19 protein-coding genes and 1 pseudogene are annotated in these 20,553 nt (G+C 39.0%); 1 reads left to right on the top strand and 19 read right to left on the bottom strand.

Annotation, left to right across the window (positions count from 1 at the left end):
• Window positions 1-73: 73 nt before the first annotated feature.
• Entirely contained in the window at window positions 74-754 is a 681-nt protein-coding gene (locus BMX26_RS08395; RefSeq protein ID WP_075530981.1) for a DUF1361 domain-containing protein, read from the top strand.
• A 35-nt stretch (window positions 755-789) separates the two neighbouring features.
• On the opposite strand, the gene BMX26_RS08390 is transcribed toward BMX26_RS08395, so the two are convergent.
• The 19 genes and pseudogenes from BMX26_RS08390 to BMX26_RS08300 all read right to left on the bottom strand — a co-directional run.
• Window positions 790-1,386: a nitroreductase family protein gene (locus BMX26_RS08390; protein WP_075530980.1), complete on the bottom strand. Its 597-nt coding sequence runs from the start codon at window positions 1,384-1,386 to the stop codon at window positions 790-792.
• A gap of 72 nt (window positions 1,387-1,458) precedes the next feature.
• Window positions 1,459-2,115 (bottom strand): annotated as a pseudogene (locus BMX26_RS09800) (glycosyltransferase family protein).
• Window positions 2,116-2,412: 297 nt separating this feature from the next.
• Window positions 2,413-3,606, bottom strand: a complete 1,194-nt coding sequence (locus BMX26_RS08380; RefSeq protein WP_075530979.1) for a glycosyltransferase family 2 protein — start codon at window positions 3,604-3,606, stop codon at window positions 2,413-2,415.
• Window positions 3,599-4,750 carry a UDP-galactopyranose mutase gene (glf, locus tag BMX26_RS08375; RefSeq protein ID WP_075530978.1) on the bottom strand — a complete coding sequence of 384 codons (1,152 nt, stop codon included), beginning with the start codon at window positions 4,748-4,750 and terminating at the stop codon, window positions 3,599-3,601. The genes BMX26_RS08380 and glf overlap by 8 nt, the downstream gene beginning before the upstream one ends.
• Entirely contained in the window at window positions 4,750-5,325 is a 576-nt protein-coding gene (gene rfbC, locus BMX26_RS08370; protein ID WP_225355239.1) for a dTDP-4-dehydrorhamnose 3,5-epimerase, read from the bottom strand. Before rfbC ends, glf begins: the two co-directional genes overlap by 1 nt.
• Window positions 5,325-6,245, bottom strand: coding sequence for an NAD-dependent epimerase/dehydratase family protein (locus tag BMX26_RS08365; protein ID WP_075530977.1), 921 nt, complete (start codon window positions 6,243-6,245; stop codon window positions 5,325-5,327). The genes rfbC and BMX26_RS08365 overlap by 1 nt, the downstream gene beginning before the upstream one ends.
• A complete protein-coding gene (rfbG, locus tag BMX26_RS08360) occupies window positions 6,242-7,297 on the bottom strand; it encodes a CDP-glucose 4,6-dehydratase (protein WP_075530976.1) in 1,056 nt (351 codons plus the stop codon). Before rfbG ends, BMX26_RS08365 begins: the two co-directional genes overlap by 4 nt.
• The gene (gene rfbF / locus BMX26_RS08355) at window positions 7,297-8,073 is read right to left on the bottom strand and encodes a glucose-1-phosphate cytidylyltransferase (RefSeq protein ID WP_075530975.1); all 777 of its coding nucleotides are present in this window, start codon (window positions 8,071-8,073) and stop codon (window positions 7,297-7,299) included. Before rfbF ends, rfbG begins: the two co-directional genes overlap by 1 nt.
• Before the next feature lie 15 nt (window positions 8,074-8,088).
• Window positions 8,089-9,303, bottom strand: a complete 1,215-nt coding sequence (locus BMX26_RS08350) for a glycosyltransferase (protein ID WP_075530974.1) — start codon at window positions 9,301-9,303, stop codon at window positions 8,089-8,091.
• Between the two features lie 17 nt (window positions 9,304-9,320).
• Window positions 9,321-10,526 (bottom strand): glycosyltransferase, encoded by a 1,206-nt coding sequence (locus BMX26_RS08345; protein WP_075530973.1) that lies wholly within the window; start codon window positions 10,524-10,526, stop codon window positions 9,321-9,323.
• Between the two features lie 14 nt (window positions 10,527-10,540).
• On the bottom strand, window positions 10,541-11,758 hold the full coding sequence (locus BMX26_RS08340) for a glycosyltransferase family 2 protein (RefSeq protein ID WP_075530972.1): 1,218 nt from the start codon (window positions 11,756-11,758) through the stop codon (window positions 10,541-10,543).
• A 12-nt stretch (window positions 11,759-11,770) separates the two neighbouring features.
• A complete protein-coding gene (locus tag BMX26_RS08335) occupies window positions 11,771-13,201 on the bottom strand; it encodes a hypothetical protein (RefSeq protein ID WP_075530971.1) in 1,431 nt (476 codons plus the stop codon).
• A gap of 2 nt (window positions 13,202-13,203) precedes the next feature.
• Window positions 13,204-14,769, bottom strand: a complete 1,566-nt coding sequence (locus BMX26_RS08330) for a glycosyltransferase family 2 protein (protein WP_075530970.1) — start codon at window positions 14,767-14,769, stop codon at window positions 13,204-13,206.
• Window positions 14,770-14,914: 145 nt separating this feature from the next.
• Window positions 14,915-15,298: a flagellar export chaperone FliS gene (fliS, locus tag BMX26_RS08325; RefSeq protein ID WP_075530969.1), complete on the bottom strand. Its 384-nt coding sequence runs from the start codon at window positions 15,296-15,298 to the stop codon at window positions 14,915-14,917.
• A gap of 16 nt (window positions 15,299-15,314) precedes the next feature.
• Complete coding sequence (locus BMX26_RS08320; RefSeq protein WP_075530968.1) at window positions 15,315-15,641, bottom strand: hypothetical protein; 327 nt, start codon at window positions 15,639-15,641, stop codon at window positions 15,315-15,317.
• Between the two features lie 11 nt (window positions 15,642-15,652).
• A complete protein-coding gene (gene fliD, locus BMX26_RS08315) occupies window positions 15,653-17,233 on the bottom strand; it encodes a flagellar filament capping protein FliD (RefSeq protein ID WP_075530967.1) in 1,581 nt (526 codons plus the stop codon).
• An 8-nt stretch (window positions 17,234-17,241) separates the two neighbouring features.
• Window positions 17,242-17,697 (bottom strand): flagellar protein FlaG, encoded by a 456-nt coding sequence (locus BMX26_RS08310; protein ID WP_075530966.1) that lies wholly within the window; start codon window positions 17,695-17,697, stop codon window positions 17,242-17,244.
• 193 nt (window positions 17,698-17,890) lie between these two features.
• The gene (locus BMX26_RS08305) at window positions 17,891-20,059 is read right to left on the bottom strand and encodes a glycosyltransferase (protein ID WP_075530965.1); all 2,169 of its coding nucleotides are present in this window, start codon (window positions 20,057-20,059) and stop codon (window positions 17,891-17,893) included.
• A 103-nt stretch (window positions 20,060-20,162) separates the two neighbouring features.
• Window positions 20,163-20,553 (bottom strand): flagellin (locus BMX26_RS08300; protein ID WP_412771413.1); only part of this gene is annotated, 391 nt, incomplete at its 5' end.

The following is a 20,553-nucleotide window of genomic DNA, read 5'->3' as shown; positions in this document are numbered from 1 at the left end:
GCAACGATTGCCATAAAAGTAAAAAAAAACAGGTCACTTTTGGTACAATATAAAAGGTTAGCGAGGTGAGATTGTGACAAAAAAAGGCAAGTGGCTCTTACGCCTCTTATTTTGGCTTTATATGCTGTATGCTTATGTAGTAATTTATCGACAAAATTCCTTTTACAGCTTTTTAGTGTTGAATACTTTTTTGGCTTATTTACCGTTGGAATTTGCCATGAATATGAACGAAAGGCAACCCAAAGCCGTTTTTTTGCTTTTATTTATTTTTTGGCTGTTATTTTATCCGAATGCGCCCTACGTTTTGACGGATTTGCTACATTTTGCCCGCATGCATCCTTATGATTTAACAACCGGCTTGATGAAGTTTGACCTGCACATTTGGCTAAACTTTACCAACCTTTGCTTAAGTGCCCTATCCTCGCTGATTTTAGGCACTTGGAGCTTGGAATATATCACCCAGCTAATCCAAATCAGGCTCCGGAAACCGGGAATGGCATTTCGTTTTGTCTTAATTTGCGGCTTAACGCTTTTTTCTTCCATCGGCATTTATGTCGGCCGCTTTTTGAGGCTGCATACCGCCTACCTTTTCTTAAATCCGGGCATGGTCATCCGCGAACTGATTTTCATGTGGAATTTAAAAATGCTGACTTTTGTCTTCATGATGTTTATCCTGCAAATGCTCGTTTGGGGCTGCATGACAGTCAGCCGGATAGCACTCAATAGAATTGATTTTAAATATAATTTGCAATAAAAAAGGTCCGCTTTATTGTTAGCGAACCTTTTTTATTATTCAAATATTTTGAATTGATCTGCAACCGCAATTTTGTCTTTGGCTTCCGCCGGTGTTTCAATAGCACCAAAAGGCATTTGGGCTCTTAATTTCCAACTTTTCGGCAAGGCAAAGGCTTTACTGATTTTAGCATCGATTAAAGGATTGTAATGCTGCAGAGAACCGCCTAAATCATGTTCTGTCAATGTTTCCCAAACAGCTTGCTGCGCTCCGCCTAACCCTTGTTCAGCCCAATCGCCAAAATTAGCCGCATATAAAGGAAAAGCTTCTTCCATTTTTTTGACTGTATCGGTTTCAGTAAAGAACAAAATAGTCCCAAATCCTGCTTTAAAAGTATTGATTTTAGCCGTTGTCTTAGCAAAAGCCGCTGGACTGGCACTGACTTTTTCTAATTCTTCTAAGGTAATGTCCCAAACTTTATCAGAGCTTTCACCAAAAGTAATCACAACCCGCACCGTTTGATTATTAAAAGCTGTCGGCGAATCACGGACAGCCTCTTGAATCATAGCAATGATTTCATCCTTGGTTAAAAACACATTCTTACTAATATCATAGACTGAGTGACGCTTCTTTTGCAATTCATTAAATGTCATCTTGTTCTCCTTTGCTTACTTTTTGTAAGCTGATATTAGTATTATAAAAGCTTCCTTTTCAAAAAGCAACTTTTAAGCTTGAAAATATTCCCGATAAAACAGGTCGCGATATTTTTTATAACCATCTAAATTAACAACGCCGCAATCATGAAAAGCAACTGGCTTGTTAGCTGACATAATGCCGACCTTATACCCCTGCTTTTGAAATTCAAAACACTGGGAAGCGTCATAAAAATGCCAACCGTCAAACACATCTTCTCTCCAAGGCAAATCATATTGCGTGCACATCAAAAAGCCGTCAACTACCATCGCTGGCATGGTGTGCTTTAAATCGTGCTCAAAATTAAAAATCTTATTTTGGCCTTGGCTGTTATCAAAGCTTTCACCAATCATATGCCCCTGCCACCAGACTAAATTAGGTGTTAACTTATCAGTTCCTACCACACCTAATAAACCTAACTGAGGGTCATTTAAAAAGCTCAAAAGCATTTGAGCTAAAAAAAATTAATCTATTATCAACACATCTTGATGTAAATAAATTTTATATTTAGCATCCGTTTGGCTAATGGCTTCATTATAAGCATGACGCATGGAAGAACTACCCATAATAATTTTAGCTTCAACCTGATATCCTTCTGGTACCACTAGCTGTTTGATGGCAACTTTACATTTTTGGTATTTTTCCACATCATTGACGGCTGTCACAAAACAAATCTTCTTCTCATCCATCATCAGCACATCCTTTTAATAAAAAAGGGCTAGCATCACCATCTAGCCCCGCAAAGCTTAAGCCTTACTCCCCCTATCCTTTTTTAACAACATAACTTAATTCGATCTTTTGCTTAAAGCACTTAACTTTGGTTACCACCGCTAATTTAAATGTTTTCATTAAAAACCCTCCAGATATAATTTCTAAAAAGTTTTCAACTTTAAAAATCACAACTCCCCCAGCCGGATTTTTTAAAGATCAAACCATGTAAGCTTACATCCTTAATAACGAATTCAAGCAAATTTTTGAACACTTTTTTAACTTATTTGGTCTAATTGGCTGCTAAATAAAGCTTTGGTATCAATAAAGATAACTTTGTGTAAATCAACACCTAAGGTTTGCAAATCAGCCTTGATATCCTCAAAATAAGCTGGGGTAAATAAGCAAACCAAAATTTTGTCATAATCAAGCTTTGCTAAGCTGGCTAAAGACTTAACTTCTGGACCATAGGCTTGTGCATTCTTATCCACCCATCCTACGATTTGATAGGTTTTACTTGACTGATAATGCTGATAAATAGCCTTGCCTAAGTAGTTTGCTCCATACAAGACCACTTTTTTAGGCGATGTTAAGTTGAAAGGATAAAGCTGCTTTTGGTAATCCAAAATATCATAACCGAATAATAACAACGACCACATGATAAAGATCTTAGCTTGCAGTAAAACCGCATCAGAGCCGTTATTAGCGCGAATAACTTTTTTTAGATACTGGTAGGTTTTTTGATAAGAGATTTTTTCAAGGTAAGCTGAGCTGTGCGAATCAGAGTGCGGATTCATTTCCCAATAATATAAAGGATCATTGATTATTGCTACCCGCTTAGCCTTTAAGAAAGTCTCAAAACACAGCGCCACATCTTCGCCCAATTTAACCTCATAATCAAAGTGTTCAAAAGCATTTAAAATAAGCTTTCGGTCAAAGAGCTTATCCCACAAGACAGCGCTGAAATAGGCTTTGCCATCTGTTGGATTATGCATTTTTTCCAAAAAAGCCGTTCCTGAAATATCAGCTGTGCCGCTAACTTTGTGGTCTCCCTTAAATAAGCCTTTGCCTTGAATAAAAGTTTTGATAATTTTAGCTCCCATTGTCTGCTGATAAGAGCAAACTGCAATTTGGGCGTCATCTTTTGTTATTGCCTTCATTAAACGCCCATACATTTGGGGATTGGCATAATCATCATTATCCATAAAACCGATATATTGGCCTGAACTAGCCCTAAGGCCGGTAAAGCGTGCCTTATTTTGACCTTCATTTTTTTGCTTTAATACTTTAATGCGCTGATCTGTTTTAGCATAGGCTGCCAAAATATCATATGATGAATCTGTTGAACCATCATCAACAAAGATAAATTCTAAGTTAGGATAAGTTTGAGCTTTGAGGCTTTCAACGGCCCGCTTCAAAGTGTGTTCAGCATTATAAACGGGAATAATGATGCTGATTAATGGTTCATTCATCAAGCTCACGTCCAATCTTGCACGCCAGGTCTAAAGCCCGCTTTAAAGCCTGATCCATATTGTAATATTTAAAATCAGCTAGCCGCCCGCAAAAATAAAAATTCTGCAATTTTAAGGCACGTGCTTGATAGCTTTGGGCTTTTTTGATGCTATCTTTGGTAAGCAGCGGATAATACGGTTCCTGAACCGTCCCCGGCTGGTATAACAGCGGATATTCGACTGCATATGTTGTCCCCAATGTTTTTTGCAATGGCAGCTTGTTATATTCCGTAATCCGTGTATAACCTGGTGCTTTAGGATAGGCCGTCACCGGATAAGGTTGCAGGCTGGACCTTGCTTCATGTTTCCAGACAAATTTTAACGACCGGTATGGCAGCGGCCCTAGACTTTGCTTAAACAATTCATCCAAAGCTCCGGTATAGATCATGATTTTATCTGTGGCTTTACCGTCCAAAAGTACCTTATCTTGACTGATTTCGAGATGGTCAAGCGCATCAATTCCCAGCTTAACGTTAATATTTGGATGCTGGAGCAGGTTTTGGAAGAAAGTCGTATAGGAATGTTTCGGCATTACTTGGTAAGAATCATCAAAATAGCCTTCTTGATAAGAAAGTCTCAAAGGTACCCGCTTTAAAATGCTGGGGTCAACTGCTTGCGCTGAAATCCCCCATTGCTTAGCAGTATACAAACTATAATCCTGGTCAAACAAAAATTGGCCATATTCCTTGATTAAATCGTCTTTGGCTGCTAAGACTTCAACCACCGTTACTTGCGTTTTGCCTTTAAAATATTCCTTTAAATGTTCTTTTAACGTTTGCGCTTTTTGAGGTTCATAATAATCATCAATCGTTTGGAAATTAAAGGGCGTCGGGGTAAATTTACCTTCAATAAAAGCTCCGCACGTCAACTGATAAGGTTCCCAATTTTCAAAGCGGCACATATAATCATACAAAGCTTTTTCTTTAGTGTGAAAGGTATGCGGACCGTATTTATGTACTAAAATGCCGTACTGATCGCGGTAATCATACATATTACCGCCGACTTGTTTTCTTTTTTCCCAAATAGTTACTTGATGTCCTTGTTCAGCCAGCTGACGAGCGATGACGCCTCCACTAAGCCCGGCTCCAATTACTAAAAAGTCCATTAAAATGCCCCATATTCTGCAATAAATTCTTTTAAGGTCGGCAAGTTTTGATCTTTAGGCGCTAAAATAACCTGGTCTATGCCACCGACTTTTTCTAGCGGCCACTTTACCTGAATATCGGGGTCATCCCACTTAATACCGCCATCATATTCGCCGTAGAATTTTTCGGAACACTTATAAGATACAATGGAGTGTTCTTCTAAAACCAAATAGCCATGAGCGCAGCCGGCTGGAACTAAAATTTCATTATGCAAGTCGCCCACTAAGTCAAAACCTAGCCATTTCTTATAGGTCGGGCTATCTTTTCTGAGGTCAACAACCACATCATACACATGCCCATAAATGCAGCGCACCAGTTTAGGCTGCTGTTTTTCCCGTTGAAAATGCAAAGCTCTGATGACGCCCTTGTGTGAAGTTGTGTAAAAAATTTCAGCTAAATCATATTTAATGCCATTGGCTTCAAAAATTTCTTTGGAGTAATCTTTGGTAAAGCATCCCCGGATATCATCCGCATTAAAAGGTGTGACTTCAATTAGTCCTTCAATGGCTGTTTTTTTAAATTCAAATTGCTGCATTATTCTTCCTCCAAACTTGCCAGCCAAGCATATGTTTTTTGCGTGCCTTGGCCAAAACTAACTTGTGCTTTAAAACCGGTATCCAAAAAGGTTTGTTCTGTCGCAAAAGTTTCCAAAGGTAAATTGATACCCGTAAAAGGTACATCACCAAAGATAAAATCTAAATCAGGCGCCACAGCTTCCTTCATTTCCAGTAAAAATTCCTTTAACGGCTTGGCTTGTCCGCTGCCAATGACATATTCATGGAAAGCTTTACCCTTTTGGCCTAACAAATAAAAGGCGCGCGCAACATCATCAATATAAATAAAATCATAATTTTGCGTTCCGGCGGTAAACTGCGGCTTTTTACCCTTTAAACATTTGCGCAAAGTCGTATTCACCATTCGAGGACTTAATTCACCTACACCATAAGCATTAGTAATCTCGCCCCAAACAAGGTCAATCCCTAATTCATTGGCCTTTGACATACACAACATATGGGCTGCGGTTTTGCCTGCACCATAAATGTATCCAAGGCCTGGACGGTTGCCATTGGTATAAGCCGCAATCATCGTTTCGTGTTCCATGATACTTCCGGCACCAACAAATTTCTTGCAACCAAGTCTCTTAGCTTCAATTAGTGTTTCCACCGTCCATTGCGCATTGGCTAATTGCAACTTGGTATCTGCCCTTTTTGTCCCGGCTGATCCATCCCAGGCAAAATGGTAAAAGACGTCATAATCACTGACCGAAATATCAGCTAAGCTTTGTTTGACATCATGCAGGTCAAAAGGTACTACAGTTAAATTAGCCGCTTGAGGCAAATGGTCACAATGTCCCGCGTGACACAAAGCAACTACTTCTACTCCCTGGTCTAGTAAATATTTAACGGTATGGCTGCCGACAAAACCATTAGCACCGCTAACAATGACTTTTTTCATCTGTTATCCTCCATAAATGCTTCGATTTCACGCTTCATTTCTAGTTCGATATCGCCTTTTTTGCGGTATACGTTAGTCCAGTTCACAACTTCTTTGATTGCCCGCTCAATATGCCAGGTCGGCTGCCAATCAAAGACCTGCTTAATCAGCGAACAGTCAAGTTTTAAGAAATTAGCCTCATGTACTCCGCCTTCGAAATGGTCTTCCCAAGTCATACTATGACCGTAAGCTTGGCAAAAAAGCGTTGCAAGCTCACCTGTCGTTAGGCAGTCACCGTCATCAGGGCCAACGTTATAATAACCGGCAAACTTTGAAGCCTCATATTGCTTTTCAGCAATCATCAAATAAGCAAAAAGCGGTTCCAAAACATGTTGATAAGGTCTAGTGGAATGAGGATTTCTAACAATAATGGGCTCACCCTTTAAAGCATGTCTGACACAGTCAGGAATGATTCGATCTTTAGCAAAATCGCCGCCACCAATCACATTACCAGCCCGTGCGGTTGAGACTGCCACTCCTCTTTCATCAAGAAAGCTGGCCTTATAACTATGGGTTACAAGCTCAGAACAGCTCTTACTGTTAGAATAGGGGTCAAAACCATCTAAAGGGTCATTTTCGCGGTAACCATAAACCCATTCGTTGTTATGATAAACCTTGTCAGTCGTCACATTTAACACCGACTTAACACTAGAAGTCAAGCGCACACACTCCATCAGGTTCACGGTACCCATGACATTTGTTTCATAGGTATAACGTGGATTCGCATAACTGTCTCTAACAAGTGGTTGCGCAGCCAGATGGAAGACTATTTCTGGTTTAAAGTCGTCAAAGACCTGCTTTAAGTGGTCAAAATCACGTACATCGCCAATGACGCTTGTCATCTTTGCATCTAAACCAGCTAATTCAAATAAACTAGGTTTGGTTGGAGCTTCTAAACTATAGCCAACCACCTTGGCTCCAGTCCCTAAGAGAATTTGACAAAGCCAAGAACCCTTAAAGCCGGTATGACCTGTGACTAAAACTTTTTTCCCGCGGTAAAAATCAAGCTTCATTAGTCTTCCCACACTTTCCATGGTGCTTTATTTTGAGCTAAAAGCGTTTCTAATTTTTTACGGTCGCGCATGGTGTCCATGCATTGCCAAAAACCACTGTGTTTAAATGCCATCAATTGGCCTTCAGCTGCCACCCTTTCAAGCGGTTCACGTTCAAATGTTGTAGCGTCGCCAGCAATATAGTCAAAGATTTCCGGCTCTAACACCATATAGCCGCCATTGATATAGCCGACATCATCTTGGCTTTTTTCTCTAAATGATTCTATTTGGTTGCCTTCAAGATCTAAAATACCAAATCTTCCTTCAGGTTTAACAGCCGTTATGGTAACCATCTTGCCCTGACTTTGGTGAAATTCGAGTAATTTATCTAACGGTACATCGCAAACGCCATCACCGTAAGTCATCATAAAGGGTTCAGCACCAATATAAGGCTGAATGCGTTTTAACCGTCCGCCTGTCATTGTGTTCAAGCCAGTGTCAATGACGGTAACCTTCCATTTTTCAGCATTGCTATGGTAAATGACCTTCTTTTCCTCATTGCGAAAATCAAAGGAGACATCACTATTTTCCAAATAATAATTAGCAAAATACCGTTTAATCACATCTTGCTTATAGCCAGCACAGATAATAAAATCATCAAACCCATAATGCAGATATTCTTTCATAATATGCCATAAAATAGGCTTGCCGCCAATTTCAACCATGGGCTTGGGTTTAAATTGTGATTCTTCACTAATGCGGGTACCAAAGCCCCCCGCTAAAATAACAACTTTCATTTTTTCACTTCCAACTTAATCTTCAGCAGTTAAAATTTTATCTAAGTCAAGGTCTGACCAATTTTGATCCTCGATAAATTGAATCTTACTTGGATCTGCGCCTGCCTTGGTCAAATCAGCTAAAATATCCGCGTAATATTTATCGTTAAATACAGTTACCAGAATTTGGTCGTAGTCTAATTTCGAAACATCGTCAATCCCATAAATACCGGGTTCATTAGAATTCTTATCAATAATACCTACAATTTGCACGTGCTTTTCTTTTGCATTCACATTCCTAAGCTTGTGTCCAAGCATCCCATTTCCATACAAAACGATTTTTTGCCCATGCTGTACGTGAAATGGGTACAGGGGTCTGACCCGTTCTAAAATACCATAATTCATGTTAAACAGCTGATATTTAATAAACCAGTCTCTTTGAGTTGCCAATGTTGCTTGGACTTTTTTAGGTAGGTCTTGATAGACATTCGTCAAATAATCATATAAGTGACGTGAATGCAAATTATTGCGATATTCACTACTATGCGACGTTGAATTAGGATTTGCGCGAGCATCATATACAATTTTAGATGTTACAACGACTTTTTCTGCATTAATCAACATATCAAAGCACATAGCAAGGTCTTCCCCCATGATAAGTTCAAAATCATAATTGTGGTAACATTTTTCAACTAAATTACGATTAAAAATCTTGTCCCATAACAAAGGATTATATATCGTCGTATTGCCATGCAATGGTCCTTTATAAAAATGTGCTGCCTCAATTCCTGCTACAACCTGCATCTGATTAGAAACGACCTTTTTATCAGGAACTACCCCTTGTCCCGCAAGCGAAGTCCATAAAACTTTATCATCGCTAAATAGTAGACAAGAGCCGATGGAGACTTGAGCTTGACTCTTTTCGGCATTCGTTACCAAAGTCTCGTACATATCTAATTCCAAAATGTCATCGACATCTACAAAACTGATATATTTCCCATGCGAATGGTCGAAGCCTAATTTACGGGCGCAAGTCAACGAATTATATGGCATCTGTAAAACCGTAATGCGCGAATCTTCTTTTGCATATTCCAGTAATCTTTGATAGGTATTGTCATTGGAAACATCATCAACCAAAATGATTTCTAGGTTGGGATAAGTTTGATTAAGGATAGATTCCATAAAACCATCAAGCCATTTTTCACCGTTGTAAATAGAAGAAATTACGCTAACTAAAGGATCTTTTCCCATATTTCCACACCTTTTCTTTAATCTTCATCAGTTAAAATTTCATCTAAAGTAAAATCTTTCCAAAAAGGATCTTTGATGAATTTAATTTTTTGAAAATCAACTCCAGCTTGGGTCAAATCAGCCAAAATATCCGGATAAAGCTGGTCATTGAAAATAGTAACTAAAATATAATCGTAAGCCAGCTGCTTCAAATCGGAAATGGTATACGTATTTTCAACTTTCTTATTTTTATCAACCATTCCTAAAACCTGCACATACTCTGCCTGCTGCTCATATTCAAACAACTTATGGCCAAATAAGCCTGCCCCATAAAGCAAAACACGTGCTCCTTTTTTGACGTTAAAAGGATATAAAGGTCGTACACGTTCTAATATCCTATAATTAAAGGTAAAGATGGCATATTTAAAATAATAATCAAGCTGTGCTTCTAATTGTGCCTGGCAAGGTGTATTTTGGCAGCATTGTTTCATGTAACGGTATGCTCTTTTGATTTTTAAATTTTGCCGATAAGCCACACTTTGTGTTGTTGACTTTTGGTGCAGTCTTAATCGATACACAACTTTAGGCGTTACAACAACTGTTTGCGCTTTAACGAGGGCACTAAAACAAAGCGCAACATCTTCACCCATGCCAAGCTTAAAATCATATTGCTGGTAACAAGCAGCGATTAAATCCCGCGCAAACAGTTTATCCCACAAAACAGCAGTATAAGGATTAATACCGGCACCAATTGCTCCTTGATGAAACTGGGCTGCTTTAAAGCCTGTCAGGACTTTTCTTTTATTGGCCCCAAGATGTTTTCCAGGCATAAGCCCCTGTCCTTGCACCATCGTTTGGACAATTTGATCACCGATAAAATGAAAACTTGACCCGATAGACACTTGTGCTTTGGCTGCTAAGACATTTTCAACTAAAAGCTGATACATATCACGCTCTAAAATATCATCACAGTCGACAAAACTGACATATTTCCCGCGGGCCTGGTCAAAACCTAATTTGCGTGCTTGCGTCAGCGAATTGTAAGGCATTGAAAAAACCCGAATCCGCTGGTCTGATTTTGCATAAGCTACCAGTCTGGCATGTGTTTGGTCACTGGAATAATCATCCACCAAGATGAACTCTAAATTAGTATAAGTTTGTTTGAGCAAAGATGCCATAAATTCATCTAAGTAGCGTTCCCCATTATACAGAGCACAAATAACACTTATTAAAGGTTGTTCCATAAAAATCCACCTTTTTAATCTATTTTTTTAAATAATTGCACCAAATCAACTTTTAGTAACATTTGGTAGTCAATAAAGCAAATTTTAGCTTCAGAAACTCCCAATTTAAGCAAGTCCTTTTTAATCTTTGGATAATACTGCTGGGTAAATAAACACACTAAGCACTTATCAAAAGACACGTCCTTGATAAATGCCAAAGGTTTGACATCCCCGCTATATGCGTCTGCTTTTTTATCAACCAAGCCCACTAAGTGATACTTATTTGGTTTGGCATAAATCCGCCAGATTGCCTGTCCCAAAATACCAGCTCCGTACAGTAATATCCGCTCACCAGCTTTGACACCATCAAAAGGAAAAATGCCTTCAAGCGTACTTAACTTATCATATTCAAAATATAAAAGGTTGCGGATAGTCCATAGTCTTACTTGTTTTAACAGGATGACATCATTTTGCAGCTGATGTAATTTCAAACAAGCCAGCAAATTTTGATACATCAACTTAGCATATGACTTTTTAAGCGTGTGTCGCGTCCGCGAATAAGCAGTCGGCGTAGCTGCATAATAATAAACCGGCACCGTACTTACCGCTACGGTAGTCGCATTTAACAAAGCTTCAAACAAACACACCATATCGTCCCCGATTCTCAACCGGGTATCAACCTGTAAAAAAGCTTCTCTGATAACCTCTTTACGGTAAATTTTATCCCACAAAAGGCCGCTATATCTTGCTTGAGCTTGATTGTTATTTAAATTACTCAATACTTCATAGGCTGATTTAATCTCAAAATCATGTTTGTCAGCTGCTTTGGCTTGTCCTGAAACAAAACCTAATCCCTGTATAAATGTTTTTAAGATTTTTTGATCCAAAAGCTGATAATAAGACCCCATCGAAATCTCAGCTTGACTGGCCTTGGCATTTTCCACTAAAAGCTGGTATGCATCCGCCGGCAAGGTATCATCATTATCCATAAAGGCAATATAATCGCCGCAAGCTGCCGCTAATCCCGCTTTACGCGCCAAAACTTGGCCCTGATTGGTTTGGCTGATAACTTTTACCCGGCTGTCGCGTTTTTTTAAATCGCATAAAAGCTTGAAAGAAGCATCAGTAGAACCGTCATCTACAAAAATAAATTCTAAATTAGGATAGGTTTGCTGCTTTAAGCTGTTATAACAGGCCAAAAGATATTTTTGCGCATTATAAACGGGAACAATCACACTTAGTAAAGGTTCCATAATAGCTGCCACCTATAACTTCATCTTATCGAGCACATAATTGGCGATAAATTGGCCACTATTCGACTTGGTACTTGCTTTTCGGGGAATAAAATCACCATTAGCTAAGCTCTTTAAAACTGTAGGCAAAGAGATGTCTTCTTCAGGTAATAAAGTATCTTTAGCCAGTAGTGAAGCATCACCTTTTTCTTCAGCAATGAAAATACCGTTTTGACTATTGCAAATAACTGGTTTGCCAGAAACTAGATAAAGTTCTGTCACTGAAGATCCGCCTGTACCGTAATAAACATCGCTCCAAGCCAGAGCTGGGTATAAACTAGGTGTTTCATCTAAAATGCCAAAGGTCAAAATATCTTGTTTTAAGTGCAAATATTCCGCAACTAGTTCAGGCTCCTCTGCGGTTAAAGACTGTAAAAGCAAAGGATGCGGACGCCAAAGCAGCTGATAACGATCTCGGTTAGCTTTAAAGAACTCAAAAACGGCTTTGGTCTGATCGAGGCCATTTAATAAAATATCCTGGATAGATGTATTATAAAAAACCGTAATTTTTCCTGGTTGATACTGCTTTTTTAGCGATTCAGGCAAAGGTGTGTTTTCCCGCGTTACTTGCCTAGCCTTATCTAATTTAGGACTGCCGCTGGCTACCATGTGGTTTAACATCAAGACGCGATATTCTAGTGGAATAGGTTCATTTTCACCTGAATATTTTTGCGCTTCGGCATCCAAAGCTTTAATTTCACTTTCACTCATAAATAAACCATCGGCTTGAAATAAAACGTCTGATAAAGTCGGCAAGGTTTTATGCTCAACAAAGACATAGTACGGGACGTAAGCCAAGTAATCGCAAACGTCTTTTAAGTTGCGCGAATAATATTTAGGTAAAACCCTTGTCACTAAATTACCTGCATCAAAAGGATTATGGATAAAAATAACATCGGGGTGTTCTTTTTCAAGATTGTAGTCTTGTTCAGCTACGGTTGGTACATTTTGGGGAAACAAATCCCGCTCATTGACTGTCTTGACAGGAATTTGATTTTGATCAAGTTCAAAATACGAAATCGGCATCACCGTCGTTTTGACATTGGGCATCTTCTTAAATGCCAGCCAAACACTTTCTAAAGAATCCCACATGGACGCTTTATAGGGTAAAAAGAGCACGCGATAGACAATTTTAGCTTTAAGTAAAGCTCTGAGCTTTTCAGCCTGCTTTTTTGCCCGAGCTTCATCTCCCATATCTATAGCTTCTTTCAAAGCTTCTAGCAGGGGAAGATAATTTTCATCTGCCACTAAAGTTGCCTTTTCTTTTAGCAAGGCAAAGTTTTTTGTCGTTAATTGCGTTAATTTTTTTAAAATATAGCTGTTATTTTTCAAAGCCAGCATCTCGAGGCTTTCTTCTAGTTCATCCACAGCTTGTACAAGTTTTTGAGCTGTTTTTTTATCCACAATTATTCGCCATCCTTATATAAGATTTGCCAATCACCCACAACTTTTTTAGGTTCATAATCATTTAAAGGCATTTTTTCATCCAAGGTGTGGATAGCTAAGATACCGCCATCTTTAAGCCGTTCCAAAATTTTTAACATCACCACCAGGTTCATCAAGCCTTCGGAAGGATGCTCAATTAAAATATAATCGAATCTGGCATTAGGGAAGCATTTATCGAAATCTTGCGCCCAATTTTTGACCAATTTGGACTTTTTAGCAATGCTTTCAAGATCTCTAGCGTAGGCATCTTGTTCCGTTAAACTATAAATATTGGTTCTAAGATTTTGGGATTCTTGGCGTACTCGGGCTTGGATTTCCAGCAGGTTAATCCCAAAGTCGCTGTTAATCCCTAAAATATCAACCCGACGTTCCTTTTTATCATAATCTAGCGTATCCAGCAAATCTTGCGCTAAATTCTGGCTAAGTAAAGGATTAATCCCGAAAATATCTTCAAAAGGCTTAATCCCGTCTAATAAAGCATCCGCATCCACCACAATATCTTTCGTCACAGCATAAGCATCCCCGGCCTCAACCAACAATTTACCATTGCGTCGTCCAATTAAAGACATAGCCCGATAAGCATAAACATTATAGCGTTCGACAGCAAATGGAAAATAAGCTCCCAAAAGCGTTGGCATTAAAATTTCATCGGAACGCGCCAAAATAATATCAGATTTTAGTTCTGACTTTTGCCGGTAAAGATATGGATTAGACGTTTCATCCACTTCTTTTGCTTCGCTCAATAAAACCGGACTGACAGCGCCAATGCGGCCGTTAAAGGCTAAGCAGGAAACCATATTGCTGATAGCTTGAGGATATAAAATATCCGCCGACGTTAAAAACAGCACTTGCTTGCCTTCCACTAGCTGCCAAATCACACTTGGCATCTTAACTGCGTTTTTGTAGTTGATAATTTTTACATTAGGCGCATCTAACGTGTCTAAATAAGCTGCTACTTCTTGGCCGCAGCCGTCATTATAGAGGATAAATTCGCAGCGCAAATTGGCAGGAATCGCTTTATTTAAAGCTTCTAAACATTTTTTCACCTGCGCTAAATTATCAACCAGCATCACCCCAATGGACAGGTCATACTTATAATGCCTCTTTTTATCAGGTACTGGTGCAGGATAAAAGGCGCGCATCTGATTATTATAATAATCAAACATCCGGTCATTATCCGGGTAGCATGTCCCCCAAAAGAGCAGGTCAACGTAACTTTCGCCAACTGCAGGAATTAGTTCATTTGTGATAACTTTCAATTGAGCCTTTTTTTCTTCCAAACTTAAAGCACGGTTTAAAGCCGTTAGCGCATTATCCAGCAATAAATCGGTCTTAAGCGCGCGTTCTTCATTAACTAAGGATCCGACACCGGCTCTGAGGCTTAAAAACAGTGTTTGCATGGTTTTAACAAAATCAGCTGTTTGCTCACTGTCATTTTGCACCATTTTATATAATTCATAGGCCGCTTCATTTAAAGTTGCAATACTCTCTAAAACTTTTTGACCTGTTTCAACGTCTTTAATCATGACTACACCCCTCATTTTAACTTAATAAGTCTATTATCTAACAGATTTGTTAATTTTTTAACGCCTGTTTGTGCAAATTTTATGTTAATTGCACATTTATTTAAATTAATAAAAAAACGGGTGAGACTGGGTCTCACCCGCTTTCTTAGGCTTGTTTAGAAACCTGTTGCCAAGTATCTAGCCAATCCGTCAACATCGACAAGGCAATGTCTAAATGTTCTTGGTCTTTGTTAACATTAGCTCGAATCAAATTGTTTTCCAATAAATTGTACATGGCAACAATTTGCTTAGGCACATCACCTTCAACCTTTAAGTCAACATCTGCTTTTAGCTCGGTTACAATATCTTGAGCATGCAAGATGTGTTTATTAGTTGCTTGGATATCTTTATTGTCTAACGCAATTTTAGCTTGCTTAACATCTTTGATAGCACGTTCAATCAACATTTCAATTAAACGGCTTGGTGATGCACTCAAAACTTGATTGCGCAAATAATCATCTCTGTGATTATTTGCATATGGATTATTCATGAATTTTACCTCTTATCTAGTAATATAAAGTAAAACGTGATTGCATAGCTGAATCATCGACATAACTCTTGGCAATCCGGCTAGCATCACTTAATTTACCCAATTGGCGCGATGTTTCCAACTTTTCTTCATCTGCCCAGGCAATTATCTGCTGATATTGCGCTGAAATCTGCTCCGCAATTTTAGTCTCTTCGGTATCTAAAGGCGAAGTTACCCCTTTAGTTGTTTCTAACAGCTTTTGATTTTCAGCAATCATCTGCTGTACCGCAACCAAAGAGTGATCACAATTTTGTAGATTAGCTAAGACGCGTTTAAAAACTTCTAAACGATTCACTGTCTTCATTTGATTACTTCCTAATTGTCATTTGAACTTGAAGATGACAAGGATGAAGTGATGTAAGCCAACTGTGTCTGCATTTCAGAAATAGCTGAATCCAAAGCTGAGAACTGTGCGGTATAACGGGTTCTTTCATTCGAAATTAACTCTTCTAAGTCATCAATTTGGTCATTGTAAAGGTCAATCATATTATCATTTGATTCTTTGATTGTTTGAATTAAACCTTTACCAGTTGAAGAAGATGATGTCTTTGTATAAGTATCAATTAAGCTGGTAAAATCAGCTGCATAACCTGTACCGGTCTTAGTCGTAGCATATTTGCTAGAAGTATTGACAAAGAAGAAATCCTTCACTGAATCAGGATTTTCAGCCATAGCCTTAGCAAACTTATTAGTATCTAACGACAGAGTCCCTTCTTCATTGACAGAAAGACCAATGGTTGAAGCACTCACCCCGTTAACCGAACTACCGCCTAAAACCATACTTTGCAATTTACCTTGCAAAGTAATCAAGGAAACATCCCCGGTTAAATCACCAGTAGTGTTGTTACTACTGGAAGGATCACCAACATCCAGGTCATCTGAAATCAAACTCATGACACTATTGTATTGGTCAACAAAGTCTTGCAAGGCTTTTTGTGTAACACTCGTATCATTAGTCATCGTCAAAGTAACGGTCTTAGTTGAATCAGCCTGCTTGAAATCGATGGTAGCACCGTCAACGATATCGCTGGAAGAATTGCTGTCACGCAGCATTGCCAACCCGTCTAACGTAAATTCAGCTGCTGAACCGATGGTAGTACTTGCACCATAAGTCGTATAAGTATAATCAGTTGTTTCAATCTTTCCATCAGAAGAAACCGAGCTCGACCGACTCGCCGTTGAAGTGCTGCCACTGGCTGCAAGGCCTAAGTGACCTTGCAAATCATTGGTGCTGGAAATACCTAATACATGTGCCCCGGATTCAGAAGAAGTCAAAACTAAACGGTTATCAACAATCGTTGCTTTAATACCTAAAGATTTAGCTGAACCGCTGGTTGTATCCTTGGCATTATTGATAGCATCAGCAATATCTTTTAAAGAATCAGTACCGCTAACATTAATCGTAGCTGTCAAGGTGCTTTGCGTCGCACCATTCAAGCCTGATGATGTATTGGTTAAAGTCAAAGTCCCACTGTAACCTAAATCATCAGCTGTTGAAGAAAGCTTACTGCCAGAAGAAGTTGTAACCGTATTCCCCATAATCCGGGTTGATGTAGCTAATTTATTAATAACTAAATCATACGAACCTTCAATAGCATCGGAAGTACCCTTAATGGTAGCTGCATCAGAATCAGTTGACGTATTTGTCTTAGTCCCATAGGTGTCAGCCTTTTCTAAGGCCTCTAACTTTTCGGTCAAATTACCTAAACGCGTACTAATATCAGTCCACGCCTGCGTTTCATTTTGCAGTGTAGTGATTTTATTTTTAATGACTGTTTCACGGTTATAATCGCCCTGCAATAATGCTTCAATGGTATCAGAAGTAACCCCAGTATACTTCCCCAAGTAGCTGGAAGAACTTACACTGCTGGTTGCACTGGTTGAACTTGTTGCCATAATGCTCACTATCCTTTCTTATCAACGGCAATGCCTAGTTCATCCCAGACCTTGCCTAACATATCTAAAACCCGCTTCGGTGGAATTTCTTGCACCACCTTATCGGTTTTCTTATCAACGAGTTGCACATAATAGCGGTTGGTCCGCTTATGCAATTTAAATTCAATCCCAATATCTTTATGCATCATTTTGTCGTTGATTTCTTCAACCTGCTTTTTAATCTCTTCAGCCATAATTTCTAATTGTTCATCGACTTCTTCATCAGTTTCCGTCTCATCTTCATCCATTTGATTGGCCTTTTTAGCAGTTGATTCATAAACATTGACATGCTCTTGATCACGGCTGGTATTAGACCTGATGGTATTTTCAGTCGGATCATAAACATTGGTATTGATTTTTTGAACTTGATTTATACCATCCAAAGGCTGGATTGGCAAAATTCCTTTTGTGCCATCTAAATTCATACCTATTACCCCTCTCCAAATATATAAGAGCAATCTATCTGATAACCCCAACAAACATTAACTCATTTTATATATCTAGACTTTAAATCGGTCCCCTGACCGCTTTTTTTAAGAGGTTAAGACTTATTTTTTTCACAAAAATAGCAAAAAATCAGCACCGTTTTTTTAAATAAATATGATTATTTTTTTGCTTTTAAATTAAGTTTTCAATCATCGTAATTTCAGGATCTTGCGGTGTCAGTTGTTTTAACTCTGTTAACAATTGACTGGCCGCCTCTTTTTGTCCCTGGCCAATTAAAGCAATAATCTGGCCTTTAACTTGAGCCGCCAGCTTGTTTAATTCTTCATTAATGACAGTTTGCTTGCGTCGGTCTAAGTCAAGTTTTTGAATAATCCGCTTGATGAGTTTTTCTGACGTCGGATAAACATCTAACGCCTGATTAAGTGCAGCTAAGCACTGACTCAAATTCCCCTGTTCTTGGTAAGCGAAAGCTGCTTTTAAAAAGAAGGCAAAGCGGACTTCTGCCGGCAGTAACGGTGAATTTGCTTGGCAAAGTGCTTTAGCATAGTAGTTTTCGGCAAAAGCAGTCATATTGCCACTATACTTCCTAGCCTCACTCAAGACACTTTCATAAGGCATTGAACCTTGGAACATGTAGCGTCTGCGCCAAACCGCCAAAAAGTAGTTACGCTGGATGGTAGGTTCCCAAATTTCTTCCAAAAGAGCCGCTTTTTTAGGCATTTCTTCCAGTTTTTTAGCGGCTTTAACAACTAAAAAGTGGGCCGCTTGGTCGAGATTTTCGACCGCCACATTTTCATAATAACGCTGTGGCGATAACTGATTATTGATACACAACCAAATGAGGCTTTCATTTGGATATTCACCGGTTACTCCACTAGAGAGGTGGGCTTTTAAATCTTCAAAAGTCAGCTTTTGGGTGCGATTTTGCTTGAGCCAAATAGTATCATCACTGACCGTTAATTTTTGGACCATCTGATCAAATTGCTGTTGGGCTAATTGGGTTTCCAGGTCTAAATCAACCATGTCTAATGATTTATCAAATTCAGGTTTTAATTTTTCATCATTTAGACTGGTTTGAGCTAAGTTTTCTAATAAAGCCTGATCATTTTCGGCAAATACCTGCTTTAAGGCTAAGGCTAAGACCGCTTGCCGCTTTCGGCTTTCAACCGTCCACGGTGTCAGCTTGATTAGCTTTTGCACGTCAGCATAAGGATTATCCTCTTTATCTTTTAAAACATTTAAAATTTTTTCAAAAGCCACATACATCCGATCAGTATTAATATCGCCAGCAAAGAAATAAGTAATCTGTGCCGGTGTTTTATCCAGCTTTTTCAAAAAGACAATGGCTTTTTGATAGATGTCATACCAATACAAAGCTGCTTTTTCATCTTTGCGGCTGTTAAGTGAAACTTCCAGCATAAACTCGGCTACAATGCCCTGGTAAAAAGGATCATCACAATTCTTGATAAATTCAGTAGCGGTTTTTTCAACCTCATCATCCATCTTTAATTTAGCATAAGCCTTGCTGCGATAAAGATAAATTTCTACATAAACTTGTGAATGCCAATCAACCAGCTGATATTTTTGAGCCACATCTAAAGCTTCTTGAGCCATTTCAATGATGGGCTTGGGACGCCCTGCCCCAGCTATCAGCTGCAGCCATAAGTGCAGGTTAGTCGGCGTCTTTTTGAGTTCAGCCTGCATAATTTCTTGGTTTCTTTGCGCTTTTTCTTTAACTTTTTGCCCCATATAACCGGTATGCAAAACGATTGTACCAGATAATTTATAAGCCGCAACCTTAGGGGTATCAACCAAAACCTCATGTACCGGATTGACGAATTTACTTTCCGGCGTGATCCGCGAAATGCGGACAAATTCATTGGATCCAAAATCAATTTGATTGGCAGATGTAAAACTGTGCTCCATCACATCAACTCTGGTATATTGGTTGTATAATTTAGGATTTGAGAAAAAATCAATCAAGGGTTCAATATTTTCAAACCATTCATCATCATCGAGGTAAATAAACCACTTGCCGCGCGCATATTTTAAACCTGCATTGCGGGCTTTGGCAAAATCATTGTCCCACTTGTAATGCACAACTTTATCCGCATATTTGCGGGCTATATCTAAAGATCCATCAGAATGTTCATCACCCACGGTATCAACCACGATAAACTCACTTGGTACCTGCTCTAAGAGCGGTCTAAATGATTCAAAACATTTCTCCACTGATTCAATTCGGTTGGAAATCAGCATGGAAATCGTTACTAGGCATTCATCTTGACTCACACGTGTAAAAAATTTCTTTTGGGGTAAATCTTCGACCCATGTCTCCACATTAACTCACCTCTTCTTCTTATTATCGAAAAAAAACCGGTAACCTTAAAGTAGGTTACCGGTTTTTTCAACACTATTTCATAGTATTTTCGATATTGCCAAATTAGCCTTGAAGAAGTGACAAAACTGAGTTAGGCATGGAGTTTGCTTGGGAAAGCATTGATGTTGCTGCTTGTACCAAGATGTTGCTCTTAGTGAAGCTCATCATTTCTTCAGCCATGTCAACGTCACGGATACGTGAGTTGGCATCTGACAAGTTTTCGTTTGTTGTAGTCAAGTTGTTGATGGTGTGATCCAAACGGTTTTGTACGGCACCAAGGCTTGAACGTTGGTCTGATACTTTTGTGATAGCAGCGTCAATCTTCTTGATCAAGCTGTCTGCTGAATCTGTACGTGCGTTTGAACCATCGGATGCGATTGAGAAGTCAGCAGCTGACATGCCAAGAAGTGTTGAACCATCCATTGAACCGATTGATACGGACAATGTTTGGCCG

The organism is Ligilactobacillus sp. WC1T17, from assembly GCA_900110005.1.
GTDB classification, from domain to species: domain Bacteria; phylum Bacillota; class Bacilli; order Lactobacillales; family Lactobacillaceae; genus Ligilactobacillus; species Ligilactobacillus ruminis_A.
This window is presented reverse-complemented; position numbering and strand designations above follow the sequence as displayed.